The organism is Paraburkholderia sp. 31.1 (assembly GCF_014397645.1).
GTDB lineage: Bacteria > Pseudomonadota > Gammaproteobacteria > Burkholderiales > Burkholderiaceae > Paraburkholderia > Paraburkholderia tuberum.
In genome coordinates this window covers 145659-158282 of the sequence record NZ_VZQN01000009.1, presented here as the reverse complement: position 1 = coordinate 158282, position 12624 = coordinate 145659, and the positions used below count along the sequence as shown (strand labels likewise).

Annotated in this window: 11 protein-coding genes and 3 pseudogenes; 5 read left to right on the top strand and 9 right to left on the bottom strand. The window is 62.6% G+C overall.

Annotated features, from left to right (window positions below; all coding sequences use genetic code 11):
* Positions 1-32 precede the first annotated feature (32 nt).
* The 5 genes and pseudogenes from F6X37_RS09000 to F6X37_RS08980 all read right to left on the bottom strand — a co-directional run.
* The gene (locus F6X37_RS09000) at positions 33-860 is read right to left on the bottom strand and encodes an AraC family transcriptional regulator (protein ID WP_187611034.1); all 828 of its coding nucleotides are present in this window, start codon (positions 858-860) and stop codon (positions 33-35) included.
* A gap of 142 nt (positions 861-1002) precedes the next feature.
* On the bottom strand, positions 1003-1311 hold the full coding sequence (locus F6X37_RS08995; RefSeq protein WP_316251949.1) for a contact-dependent growth inhibition system immunity protein: 309 nt from the start codon (positions 1309-1311) through the stop codon (positions 1003-1005).
* A gap of 85 nt (positions 1312-1396) precedes the next feature.
* Positions 1397-1690: a contact-dependent growth inhibition system immunity protein gene (locus F6X37_RS08990; RefSeq protein WP_187611033.1), complete on the bottom strand. Its 294-nt coding sequence runs from the start codon at positions 1688-1690 to the stop codon at positions 1397-1399.
* A gap of 9 nt (positions 1691-1699) precedes the next feature.
* Positions 1700-2533: an RNase A-like domain-containing protein gene (locus F6X37_RS08985; RefSeq protein WP_187611032.1), complete on the bottom strand. Its 834-nt coding sequence runs from the start codon at positions 2531-2533 to the stop codon at positions 1700-1702.
* Positions 2534-2637: 104 nt separating this feature from the next.
* Positions 2638-3069 (bottom strand): annotated as a pseudogene (locus tag F6X37_RS08980) (SIR2 family NAD-dependent protein deacylase); the annotation flags it as partial.
* A gap of 255 nt (positions 3070-3324) precedes the next feature.
* Between F6X37_RS08980 and F6X37_RS08975 the strand changes: the two are divergent.
* A complete protein-coding gene (locus F6X37_RS08975) occupies positions 3325-5565 on the top strand; it encodes an NADP-dependent isocitrate dehydrogenase (protein ID WP_187611030.1) in 2241 nt (746 codons plus the stop codon).
* A 95-nt stretch (positions 5566-5660) separates the two neighbouring features.
* On the opposite strand, the pseudogene F6X37_RS08970 reads toward F6X37_RS08975, so the two are convergent.
* A pseudogene (locus tag F6X37_RS08970) lies at positions 5661-5951 on the bottom strand (flagellar motor protein MotB); the annotation flags it as partial.
* 3 nt (positions 5952-5954) lie between these two features.
* Positions 5955-6161 (bottom strand): annotated as a pseudogene (locus F6X37_RS37915) (hypothetical protein); the annotation flags it as partial.
* Positions 6162-6520: 359 nt separating this feature from the next.
* Between F6X37_RS37915 and F6X37_RS08960 the strand changes: the two are divergent.
* The 4 genes from F6X37_RS08960 (at position 6521) to F6X37_RS08945 (ending at position 10796) form a co-directional block, all read left to right on the top strand.
* Positions 6521-7456: a spermidine synthase gene (locus tag F6X37_RS08960; RefSeq protein WP_090803626.1), complete on the top strand. Its 936-nt coding sequence runs from the start codon at positions 6521-6523 to the stop codon at positions 7454-7456.
* Positions 7457-7753: 297 nt separating this feature from the next.
* Positions 7754-7996 (top strand): DUF3311 domain-containing protein, encoded by a 243-nt coding sequence (locus tag F6X37_RS08955; RefSeq protein ID WP_184059463.1) that lies wholly within the window; start codon positions 7754-7756, stop codon positions 7994-7996.
* Complete coding sequence (gene mctP, locus F6X37_RS08950; protein WP_187611029.1) at positions 7993-9543, top strand: monocarboxylate uptake permease MctP; 1551 nt, start codon at positions 7993-7995, stop codon at positions 9541-9543. The genes F6X37_RS08955 and mctP overlap by 4 nt, the downstream gene beginning before the upstream one ends.
* A gap of 128 nt (positions 9544-9671) precedes the next feature.
* On the top strand, positions 9672-10796 hold the full coding sequence (locus F6X37_RS08945) for an FUSC family protein (RefSeq protein ID WP_176078895.1): 1125 nt from the start codon (positions 9672-9674) through the stop codon (positions 10794-10796).
* A gap of 27 nt (positions 10797-10823) precedes the next feature.
* Here F6X37_RS08945 and F6X37_RS08940 read toward each other — a convergent pair whose 3' ends face one another.
* Together F6X37_RS08940 and tal are read right to left on the bottom strand one after the other, a co-directional pair.
* Entirely contained in the window at positions 10824-11243 is a 420-nt protein-coding gene (locus F6X37_RS08940) for a VOC family protein (protein WP_187611028.1), read from the bottom strand.
* A 254-nt stretch (positions 11244-11497) separates the two neighbouring features.
* The gene (gene tal, locus F6X37_RS08935) at positions 11498-12451 is read right to left on the bottom strand and encodes a transaldolase (RefSeq protein ID WP_187611027.1); all 954 of its coding nucleotides are present in this window, start codon (positions 12449-12451) and stop codon (positions 11498-11500) included.
* Between the last annotated feature and the right edge of the window lie 173 nt (positions 12452-12624).

The following is a 12624-nucleotide window of genomic DNA, read 5'->3' as shown; positions in this document are numbered from 1 at the left end:
GCGAGTGTCTTGAACGATCGTGCAAGCTTGCGTTAGCCGGCGCGCCGATCGCTCGTCATCGCGAGCCAACGTGCGGGCGGGATCCCGTATGCGTGGCGAAAATGTCGGGTCATGTGGCTCTGGTCGGCGAAGCCGGCTGCCGCCGCCGCGTCCACGAGGGAAACGCCGCGCAGCATCATCGCGCGCGCGGCTTCGAGCCGGCGCATGACCAGGTAGTGATAGGGGCTGGTGCCGTAAAAAGTTCGGAAATCGCGCGACAGGCTCCAGCGGTCCTGCCCGCTGACGACGGCAAGGTCATCGAGCGTGACGGTGTGCGTGCACGATGCGTGCAGATATTCGCGTGCTCGCTGCGCTGCCGCGAAATCCGCGGACTTGCGCGTCTGCTGCGCGCCCGAGGCGTTATTCAGCGCGAGCGCGAGACCGGCGAGCGCGTCGTCACGTTCGAGCGGCTCCGCGTCGCCACGCATCTGGCGCAGCGCTGTCTGCGTGGCTTCGAACAGGCGCGGATCGGTCGTGACGCCGCCTTCGACGAACGGCAGGGGGCGGCCGCCGAGGACTTCCTGGATCGCGGCGGGCTGCACGTAAATCATCTGATAACGAAATCCCTCGTTCGTGCCGGCCTGACCGTCGTGCACTTCGTCGGGATGCAGGACCATGGTCTGTCCGGGCAGGCTGGTGCGCAAACCGCGCCTGTAATGGAAGCATTGGACGCCGGCGAGGGTCAGGCCGATCGCGTAGGTGTCGTGCCGATGCATGGAGTACGCGTTGCCGTGGAAAAACGCTTCGATGCGTTCGACTCCGTGGGTGGATTCCGAACGGGAAATCCAGTCGGATTGGGCTTTCCGGGTATCGCCGTCCATCACACGCTCCGGCTTGGTTTGGCAGATCTGCGGGAACATCGATATCGGAGGATTGTACCGGTGCGAATGTTCGCACGCTTGGCATGCACGATGGCGCGACTGGCGTCAGTCTCTCGTCGCGGGTCCGGTCCTGAGCAATTGCCTACTCACTCAGTAACCGTTTTACTTCATCAAGGAGGGAAGCTGTCGTGTAGCCCCACAAAACAGGATCGAACTGGCGGCCAAACCGCTCCTTGAACTCTGAGTCCAACGTCTCTGGATAGTCGGCTTTGAATGAATCTATGTCAGACATGAGCGCGTCAATGTCAGTCGTTGACATTTTCGCGGTATAGGAAGAAACGAGTTCTTCTACTGAGTTTCCGAAAAGGTCAAAATCTTCGTGGAAACGAGAGCGAATCAACCCCGTCAGATTGCCATATTCCTCACCGTCAACCATACGATAAGTCTTCACTCCCTGTCTGCGTGTTGAGGGGCGCGTGCGTGAAAATGCCCGCGACAATGGCGGGCCTTCTTTATAGTCTGTCCCGAGCAATTGCCTACTCACTCAGTAGCCGCTTCAATTCGTCAAGGAAGGAAGCAGTGGTGTAACCCCACAACTCCGGGCCGAACTGGGAGCCATACGCCTCTTCGAATGCATCGTCCAGATTGCTAAAGTTCTCTCTCTCGAAGTTTTCAATTTCAGCAAGTATGTTCTTTAAACTCTCTTGTGAACTATCTCTTCTGTAGCAACCTACGATCACTTTGATGGTGTTACCCCAGTACGAAAAATCCTCGTTAAGGTACACACCAAAGAGCTGGTTTAGTTCGGGGTACAGCGGATTTTCATTCATAACTGCGTCTCATAAGTCGATGAATGCCGTCAGGACGTAATAGGGCATTCCATTGTATATCTCCCGCTTAAGTACCACCAAAACCTTGTTTCCTTTCGCAAATTGTCCTGTCTTCCTGACAACCCCGTAACCCACGTCCCCAGATATGTGCCTTGTTAAACGCAACGGAGCACTCGTCGTAGACTGGGACCAAGATCTGATGCGGGAAGTTTCGCCCATCATCACTTCCGAAATGGCTTTCTCGGCAGTCTTCTGGTCTTTAAATGATGTCGCCGCTTTTATCCGTGGCTCATCTTTCAGTCTTTGTCGCAACCAGGCCTCATCCTTTCCCACATGCTTCAAAAGTGTATGCCCGCCAACCCCGCGAAGCGTCTTCGCTTCATGCATGTTCAGGTTGATCTCGCCCATCGTGATACGCGCAGCCCGCACCGCCTTGATTGACCCGGCAAAGCTGAACGGCACAACCATGTCAAGTGACAATCCGATATTGTTGGCCATGTCAGGACTTGCCTTCATTGCCTCGGCCAGCTTCGTCGTGCCCTGCTGGGTCAATGTGGCCGTATCCTGGCCCGTCCAGACCTGACGCAAACCAGCCGCCGCCGTATCAGAACCATGTACGCCGAACACGACACACCCTGCCTTGGTGAGCATGGTCGGTTCCGGGATCACACACAACGCACTTGCGCCGACCACTTCCAGCACGCCACCGACGATTTGCAATCCGCCCCATAGCCGGTTGGAAAGCATTTCGGTCTGGGTGATTGACTGCCTTGCCAGTACCGCTGCCAATTGCGGCGCACTGAGCACCACGCGCACGCCGTCCGCATCCTGTTGATACGACATTCCGAACTTCTCCGTAGCTGTCGGGACTGCCACGCTAGCAGGCGACAACAGGGAGAGGAATGGGCGACGGATGAAATTCGGGTTCTGATTTATTCAGGCGTACTGCAGGACTGTCCGCATTGCAGGAAATGGATCGATCCGTGACATTCGAACAGCCGATCGTCGGCGGAACCGGCCTTCTGGAACTGGCCATCCACATTGCTGGTGAATACGAACTCGCCGCTTCTTTTCGCCGATGCCCAGCGGCGCAAGATCTCGAAACCCGCGTGCGGGACGGTGCGCCGGTACAGGTTGAGCCGATGGCCGTAGAAACCCCATGCGCGGACCGGATCACGCAGGAAGGCCGTTCCATTGGCAATGTCATGGAAATTGATTCCGCCGGTCTTTAACGCCGGATAAGCCGCCCAGAATCCGTGATCGCCGCGAAAGTCGGGTAGCCCGGAATCGACGCCCATGCCTGCGCCCGCCGTGATCAGAATGCCGTCGGCTTCGCGTATCCAGTCAGCCGCTATCGTCATTTGCTCTGCCGTGTCCATGTGTGCTCCCGTTGTTCACATTCCGAATTCTCCTGGCAGCCCAAAAATGAGGCAGAATCCAACCGTGCGACCCGCTGCGCGACGCAGTCCGCCGTGTTCGCTTAATCGTTCCGCTTTGGCGTTCCAGGGCCCCGCGTCGCCATCCGCCACGCACAGCGTTTGTGTCCTAGCGTTGTCGTTTTCCTGATCGACGTTTGCGCATCCTGCCCGTATCACGTGCGAGATGCCTCTCAACCGCCCGCCCAGAGCCTAGCAATGACGACCCAGCAACCGACCATCATCTACACCCTCACCGACGAGGCGCCGCTGCTTGCGACGGCCGCGTTCCTGCCGATCATCCGGACCTTCACCAGGCCGGCCGGCATCGAGGTCGAGACCAGCGACATCTCGGTCGCGGGCCGCATCCTCGGTGAGTTTCCCGAGTTTCTGACCGAAGCGCAGCGGGTGCCCGACAACCTCGCGGAACTCGGTCGCCTGACCTCGTTACCCGACACCAACATCATCAAGCTGCCCAACATCAGCGCATCGGTGCCGCAACTGACGAGCGCGATCAGGGAACTGCAAGCGAAGGGCTACAAGGTGCCCGACTATCCGGAAGATCCGAAGACCGACGAACAGAAGGCGATCCGTCAGCGCTACTCGAAGTGTCTCGGCAGCGCGGTGAATCCGGTGCTGCGCGAGGGCAACTCGGACCGTCGCGCGCCGGCCGCGGTGAAGAACTACGCCCGCAAGCATCCGCACAGCATGGCCGAATGGAGCATGGCGTCGCGCACGCACGTCGCGCACATGCGGCACGGCGACTTCTATCACGGCGAAAAATCGATGACGCTCGATCGCGCGCGCGACGTAAAGATGGAACTCGTCACGAAGAACGGCAAGACGATCGTGCTGAAGCCGAAGGTCGCGCTGCAGGACGGCGAGATCATCGACAGCATGTTCATGAGCAGGAAGGCGCTGCTAGCGTTCTATGAAGACCAGATGGAAGATGCGCGCAAGACCGGCATGATGCTGTCGCTGCACGTGAAGGCGACGATGATGAAGATCTCGCACCCGATCGTCTTCGGCCACGCGGTGAAGGTGTTCTACAAGGACGCGTTCGCGAAGCACGGCAAGCTGTTCGAGGAACTTGGCGTGAACGTCAACAACGGCCTCGTCAATCTGTACGAGAAGCTCGAGACGCTGCCGGAATCGCAGCGCGAGGAGGTGATCCGCGACCTGCACGCATGCCACGAGCATCGTCCGGAACTGGCGATGGTCGATTCGGCGAAGGGCATCTCGAACCTGCACGCGCCGAACGACGTGATCGTCGATGCGTCGATGCCGGCGATGATTCGCCTCGGCGGCAAGATGTGGGGCGCCGACGGTCGTCCGAAAGACACCAAGGCGGTGATCCCGGAGAGCACGTTCGCGCGCATCTACCAGGAGATCATCAACTTCTGCAAGACCAACGGCGCGTTCGATCCGGTCACGATGGGCACCGTGCCCAACGTCGGCCTGATGGCGCAGAAGGCGGAAGAATACGGCTCGCACGACAAGACCTTCGAAGTGCCGGAAGACGGCGAGGCGCGCATCGTCGATCTAGCCAGCGGCGAGGTGCTGCTCACGCAGAACGTCGAGCAGGGCGACATCTGGCGCATGTGCGAGGTGAAGGACGCGGCGATCCGCGATTGGGTCAAGCTCGCGGTCACGCGCGTGCGCAATTCCGGCATGCCCGCGGTGTTCTGGCTCGACCCGTATCGCCCGCACGAAGCGGAGCTGATCAGGAAGGTCGAGGCCTACCTGAAGGATTACGACACCACGGGCCTCGACATCCAGATCATGTCGCAGGTGCGCGCGATGCGTTACACGCTCGAGCGCGTCGTGCGCGGGCTCGATACGATCTCGGTCACCGGCAACATCCTGCGGGATTATCTGACCGACCTGTTCCCGATCATGGAGCTGGGCACGAGCGCGAAGATGCTGTCGATCGTGCCGTTGATGGCGGGCGGCGGCATGTACGAGACCGGCGCGGGTGGTTCGGCGCCGAAGCATGTGAAGCAGCTCGTCGAAGAGAACCATCTGCGTTGGGACTCGCTCGGCGAGTTCCTCGCGCTCGCGGCGTCGCTCGAAGAACTGGGCATCAAGACCGGCAACAACCGGGCGAAGATCCTCGCGAAGACGCTCGACACCGCAACCGGCAAGCTGCTCGACAACAATCGCAGCCCGAGCCCGAAGACGGGCGAGCTCGACAATCGCGGCAGCCAGTTCTATCTGGCGATGTACTGGGCGCAGGAGCTGGCCGCGCAAACGGACGACGCCGCGCTCGCCGCGCAGTTCGCGCCGCTCGCGACGCAGCTGACCGCCAACGAGCAGGTGATCGTGGCGGAGCTCGCGTCGGTGCAGGGCGCGCCGGCGGACATCGGCGGCTATTACAAGCCGGACTTCAACAAGCTCGAAGAGGTGATGCGGCCGAGCCGCACGCTGAACGAGGCGCTTGGGGCGGTACGCGTCGAATGACCTGATGCGTGAAGTGAGGTGATGTGATGTGAAGACGAGCCGCCGGTGGGCGGCTCGTAGCAGGGAAGGGCGGCCAATGCTACCGGCGAACGCGTTCAATACTGCACGACGATCGCGACCCGCCGGTTGGCCGCTCTTGCCGCCGCGTCATTGCCGGCGACCAGCGGAAAATTGTCCGCCCGTCCGATCGCGGTTAGCCGATGCGGCTCGATCCCGCGCTCGACCAGATACCTGACCACGGCGCCCGCGCGAGCCGACGACAGCTCCCAGTTGGACGCATACTTCGCGGTCGAAATCGGCACACTGTCGGTATGCCCCTCGACGAGCACATTCCCCGTCGCATCCTTTTGCAGTCCCTGCGCGATCTGATTGAGTACATCGAACGAATCGACGACCTTCTTGTCGTCGCAGCGAGTAGAAAGTTCGACCTTGCCCTCCGTGATCAGAAAGACCACGGCCTCACCCGAGTAGCCCTCGGAATAGATGATCTCGCCGGGCGCTGCTGTGCGCGTCCAGGACTGTTGACGATTCAAAGTAATTCCCCTGCAGCGCTGATTTGTAGTCGCGGCCGTGCGACGCGATGCGTTGCATCGCACGGGTCGACAGCCATTCCTCGTACGCCCGTTTACGACATTGGGCAGGGGACTCTTTAACCGGCGGGAGAGGGCCGCACCAGGAGGAAATGCGCTGCAAGCTGCGGCTGGTGACGGAAAACGGCGATAAAGCGCCACGTGAATCGTTTGCGCGTGGCGTAATGGCGCAGGTTGGCCGCGACCCAGCGGCCGCAAAAATTTTTGGTTCTTCGAGGATGCCGAACTAAATTCGGCTTCGTCGTGGGCGTGTTGTGAGTTCGTTGAAAGCAGTTTGTGAGCGGTTGATTTGAATGAGCGAACCGCAGCGAATGCTATGCTCTCGTTCGACCAAAAATATTGCGCCTGTCGCGCGACATCCCTACATGACGAATCTGATCAAGCGCGCTTCGGCCGAGGCGCGCGCTTTCCGTAACCGCGACGCCCAAGCCATCGGCGGTAAACAGCAAATGGCCCACAAAAAGGCGCCCAAATCCACGCGCAACGCGAGCGGCACCGTCGAGCACGACGCACACGACGCGCCGCAAATCGAAGCGCCGCGCAAGCCGCGCTTCGCACCGGTGACGTTCTCCGAAGAGGGCGGCGTGCGCTACCTGCATTTCGGCACGGAATGGGTGCAAGGCGCGATGCGTCTACGCAAGCCCGATCACATCGAACTCGAATACGCGCAGCAGATGATGGCCTGGCTGCTATTCCTCGAAACGCCGAAGCGCATCGTGCAGCTCGGGCTCGGCGCCGCGTCGCTGACCAAGTTCGCGCACCGCTTCCTGAAGAGCGCGAAGGTCGAGGCCGTCGAACTGAATCCGGCGGTCGTCGTGGCCGCGCGCACGATGTTCGAACTGCCGCCCGACGACGCGCGTCTGAGCGTGCATGAAAGCGACGCGTGGGACTTCGTCAACGAGAGCGCGAACCACGGCACCATCGGCGCGCTGCAGATCGACGTCTACGACGCGACCGCGCGCGGCCCAGTACTCGACAGCGTCGGCTTTTACCGTGCGGCACGTGCGTGTCTGACCGACGCGGGCATCGTCACGGTGAATCTGTTCGGCGATCATCCGAGCTTCGTGCGCAACATGAAGCGTCTGAACGAAGCCTTCGACGGTCGCGTCGTCGCGCTGCCCGAAGTGCACGACGGCAACCGTATCGCGATCGCCTTCTCGGGCCCCGCGCTCGACGTGCCGTTCACCGCGCTAGAGGCGCGCGCGAAGCTGATCGAAGCCGAGCTCGGCTTGCCGGCGCGCAAATGGATCAAGGGCCTGCGCGAATCGACCGGGCAGACGGGCGCATCGTTTGCGATCTGATCAGCGCACGGAGGATGAAGCGGCCGTACCGGCGTAGCGGTCGGCACGGCCGCTTTGCTTCCGGTATTTTTTTCACGTCTACGCCGCAACGTCATCCAGCCTGCATCGTTGGCGCTTCCGTCGCGTTGTTGGACCCGACGCGCCTCGGGTCGTCCCTGCTTGACCGGGAGTTCGCCACTCCTATACTCTTTCGAAGCTTTCGGGGAGCCCGTGGCTGACCGCGGGACGACCACCCGCTGAGTCCCACCTCCCGTCGACCGCGGGCAGATAAATTCTAAATAGGAAACAGGAGACGTCATGGCTCACGACGCCGACGTGAAGAAAGCCAGCAAGCACTGGCTCTGGCTATTGCTGCTACCGTGGATCGCGATGATCTGGGTGCCGTCCTACAACCGGATCGAGCCGCAGCTGTTCGATTTCCCGTTCTTCTACTGGTATCAGCTGCTGTGGGTGCTGATCAGCGCGGTCATCACCGCGTTCGTCTATTCGAAGACCAGGTCCCGCTATACGGGTCGCACGAACGGGGGCGCGCAACGATGAACCCCATTGCAACTTTCGTCTTCGTTCTGTTTTTCATCGGCGTCACGATTCTCGGCTTCGTCGCGGCCCACTGGCGGCGCGGCGATCTCGCGCATCTCGAAGAGTGGGGTCTCGGCGGCCGGCGCTTCGGCACGATCGTCACGTGGTTCCTGCTCGGCGGCGACCTGTACACCGCCTACACGTTCATCGCGGTGCCGGCGCTCGTGTTCGGTGCGGGCGCAACGGGCTTCTTCGCGCTGCCGTACACGATCCTGATCTATCCGTTCGCGTTCGTCGTATTCCCGAAGCTGTGGAGCGTCGCGAAGCGGCACGGCTACGTGACCTCGGCGGACTTCGTGTCGGCCCGCTACGGCAGCCGCATGCTCGCGCTCGCGGTCGCGGTGACCGGCATCGTCGCGACGATGCCGTACATCGCGCTGCAACTGGTCGGTATCGAAGTGGTGATCGGCGCGCTCGGTTTCGACACGACCGGCTTCGTCGGCGATCTGCCGCTGATCATCGCATTCGCGATCCTCGCGGCCTACACGTACACGTCGGGCCTGCGCGCGCCGGCCATGATCGCGGTCGTCAAGGACATCCTGATCTACGTGACGATCTTCGCCGCGATCATCGTGATTCCGCCGCAGCTGGGCGGCTTCGGCCATATCTTCGGCGCGGTCCCGCCGGCCAAGCTGCTGCTGAAGTCGCCGGACGTGTCGAGCCTGAACGGCTATAGCGCGTACGCGACGCTCGCGGTGGGTTCGGCGCTCGCGCTGTTCCTGTATCCGCACTCGATCACCGCGGTGCTGTCGTCGAAGTCGGGCAACACGATCCGCCGCAACATGGCGTTGCTGCCGGCGTATTCGCTGGTGCTCGGCCTGCTCGCGCTGCTCGGCTTCATGGCGCTCGCGGCCGGCGTGAAGGACATGCCGGAGTTCGCGCCGTACTTCAAGGCCTTCGGCCCGAACTTCGCAGTGCCGGCGCTGTTCCTGCACTTCTTCCCGTCGTGGTTCGTCGGCGTCGCGTTCGCGGCGATCGGTATCGGCGCGCTGGTGCCGGCGGCGATCATGTCGATCGCGGCGGCGAATCTGTACACGCGCAACGTGCACAAGGAGTTCGTCAACCGCAACATGACGCACGAGCAGGAGACCAACGTCGCGAAGCTGGTGTCGCTGATCGTCAAGGTCGGCGCGGTGGCGTTCATTCTCGGTCTGCCGCTCACGTACGCGATCCAGTTGCAACTGCTCGGCGGGATCTGGATCATCCAGACGCTGCCGGCGATCGTGCTGGGTCTCTACACGCGCGTGCTCGACTACCGGGGTCTGTTGCTCGGCTGGGCGGCAGGTATCGCGACCGGCACGTGGATGGCGATTTCGTTGAACCTCGCGAGCTCGATCTTCACGATCCATCTGTTCGGCATGGCGATTCCGGGCTATGCGGCCGTGTGGTCGCTGGTCGTGAACCTCGTGGTGTCGGTCGTCGTGAGCCTGGTCGTGCGCGCGGTGGGCATGCAGCGCGCCGAGGACCGTACGCGTCCGGAGGACTACCTGGACATCGTCGAAGGCTGATTCCAGCTGCAAATCACGTTCTGAAACACGCAACGCCCGCCGACGGAAGTTGGCGGGCGTTTGTGTTTGCGGGGCACTCCAGGGCAGGATAGCGGAACCGTCCTTTCACGCGTTCGCCGCGCGCCGCCATGGCTGCTGCCGATACTCCCACTTTGATTTCCCGCCGCGCGGCGCTCAGCCGGATGGTGCGCGCGGTCACGTCGCCGTACTACCGCTACCGGCACGCCAAGGTGCTGCATAGCCTGCGCGTCGGCCTCGCGATGCTGGTGTCGATTCTCGCGACGACCGGCATCGATATTCCGCACGGCATCTGGTCGTCGGTAACGCTGCTGGTCGTGATCGGCGGCTTGCAGCATCACGGCAATATCCGCAAGAAAGCGGCCGAACGCGCGGCCGGTACGCTGCTCGGCGCATCGATCGGGCTCCTGCTGATCGTGCAACAGCACTTCATCGGTTCGCTGCCGCTCACCTATGTGCTGGAGGCGATCATCGCGTCGATCTGCGCGTGGTTCGCGATTGGCTCGTCCGGCTATATCGGGCTCCTGACCGCCATCACGATGTGCATCGTCGCGGGCCACGGCGACAATCTGATCGACGTCGGCCTGTGGCGCACGCTGAACGTGCTGATCGGAATCGTCATCGCGCTGGCGTTTTCGTTCGCGTTTCCGCTGCACGCGACGTATTCGTGGCGCTACGGCCTCGCCGCCAATCTGCGCGAATGCGCGGGCATCTACGCGCGGCTGCTCGACGGCGAAACGATCACCGAGGAGGAGCAGATCAAGCGCTTCCTGCGGATCAACAAGCGGCTCGTGCAACTGCGCTCGCTGATGCCGTCGGTCGCGAAGGAAATCGACGTGCCGCAGTCGAGGCTCGAGGAGATCCAGCGGCTGCATCGCTCGGTGCTCAGCTCGCTGGAACTGCTTGCCACGGGGCCGCTGATGAACGCCGATGCCGCCGCGCGCACCGCCTACGCAGCGCATTGCGGCGCCGAGGTGCGCGCCGTGCGGGCGATCCTGTTGTCCACCGCGCGCGGGCTGCGTTTCGGCCGTCCGTCGCGCTTTGGCATTCCGGCCGCGGCGCCGCTCGGGAAGGGGCACGGCGACGTGGCCACCGCGTTGCCGCCCGACTGGCAAGGGCCGTACTGGCTCGGTCAGCGGCTCGCGGAGCAGGTAGACCGGTTGCGCGCGCTATTGCTGGAGACCGAGCCGAACTGGAACATCGAGCGGCACGAGCGGGCGACGCGTGGTAGGTAGGCGCTAGCGCTGGCCTGCCCCTAAGCCTCAAACCTGCGGCGGCAGTGTGACCATCCACATCATGCCGAAGCGGTCCACCACCATTCCGAAGCCCTTGCTCCAGAACGTTTGCTGGAACGGCATCACGACCTGGCCGCCATCGGCGAGCGCGTTGAAGCATTTTTCCGCCGACGCGCCGTCATCGACGGTCAGCGACAGACTGAAGCCATTGAACGGGCCGGCCGCCGGATCGCAGTTGCCGTCGGAAGCCATCCACGTGCTCGAGCCCAACTGCACGCTCGCGTGCATGATCTTGTCGGCGAGTTCGGGGCGTGGCGGATTGTGCGCGTCCGGTGGCGCTTCCTTGAACAGCATCTTGAATGTCACCTGGGCGCCGAGCTTGTCGGTGTAGTAATCGAGCGCTTCCTGGCAACGGCCGTTGAAGAACACATAGGGCTGAACGTGCATGATCGTCTCCATGGTCAGGCGTTGGGCGGGCGCCGTCGTTCCTCGCCAGCGGCGGCGGGGAGGGGCGTGGAGTCGATTGTAGTCGGTGGCGGCGCGTCGATCGTGACGCTATGTCGCCGGTGGCGACGCAGCGTAAACGAGAAGCGGCGCTGAACCGTGAGGTCCAGCGCCGCCTGTCATGGATGGGACTCGCGCGGAGCCGCGCGGCGAGCGTGAGCGCCACTCAGCCAGCCACGCCCGCCGCCTCCGGCGCCTCAGCGCATCGTGTCGATCAGCTTTTCCAGCTTCACCGCGTCCGCGGCGAACGTGCGGATGCCTTCGGAGAGCTTCTCGGTCGCCATCGCTTCGTCGTTGAGGAGGAAGCGGAACGACTTCTCGTCGACCGGCACGCGCTCGATGTCCGCGTCGTGCGATGTCTCCGGCGACAGCTTGCGTTCGACCTTGTCGGTGCTCTCGTGCAGTTTCTGCAGCAGGTCGGGGCTGATCGTCAGCAGATCGCAGCCGGCCAGTTCCAGAATCTGCGAGGTCGTGCGGAAGCTCGCACCCATCACCTCGGTCTTGTAGCCGAACTTCTTGTAGTACGCGTAGATGTGGCGCACCGACTTGACGCCCGGATCGTTGGCGCCGCCGTCTTTCGCTTCGTCCCACGCGCTGCCGGCGTTCTTCTTGTACCAGTCGTAGATGCGGCCGACGAACGGCGAGATCAGCTGCGCGCCAGCTTCCGCGGCGGCGGCGGCCTGCACGAGCGAGAACAGCAGCGTCATGTTGCAGTGGATGCCTTCCTTCTGCAGCACCTCGGCCGCGCGCACGCCTTCCCACGTCGACGCGAGCTTGATCAGCACGCGGTCGCGCTCGATGCCGTGTTCCTTGTACAGCGCGATCAGCTCGCGGCCTTTCGCGATCGAGCCTTCGACGTCGAACGACAGGCGCGCGTCGACTTCGGTCGACACCCGCCCCGGGATGATCTTCAGGATTTCGGTGCCGAAGGCGATCAGCAACTGGTCGATGATCGCGCCGGCCGGCTTCGACGCATGCGCCTTCACGGTCTTTTCGAGCAGCGGCCGGTAGTCGTCTTTCTGCACGGCCTTCAGAATCAGCGACGGATTGGTGGTCGCATCACGCGGCTTGTACTGCGCGAGCTGCTGGAAGTCGCCGGTGTCGGCCACCACGGTGGTGTATTGCTTGAGTTGGTCGAGTGCGGTTGTCATGTTCGGGCCTTCAGGGCGCGTGTGCGCCATGGTTCAGGAGAAGTGAGGACGCCGCCGTGCCGGCAGGAGGAATCAGCCGGCGCTGGCGGCCGCGGGTCAAGCCGCAGCGCGTCCCGCGATGGCTTGGGAAACGCTGCCGGATACATCTATTCTATGGCGGATCGCCGAGGACG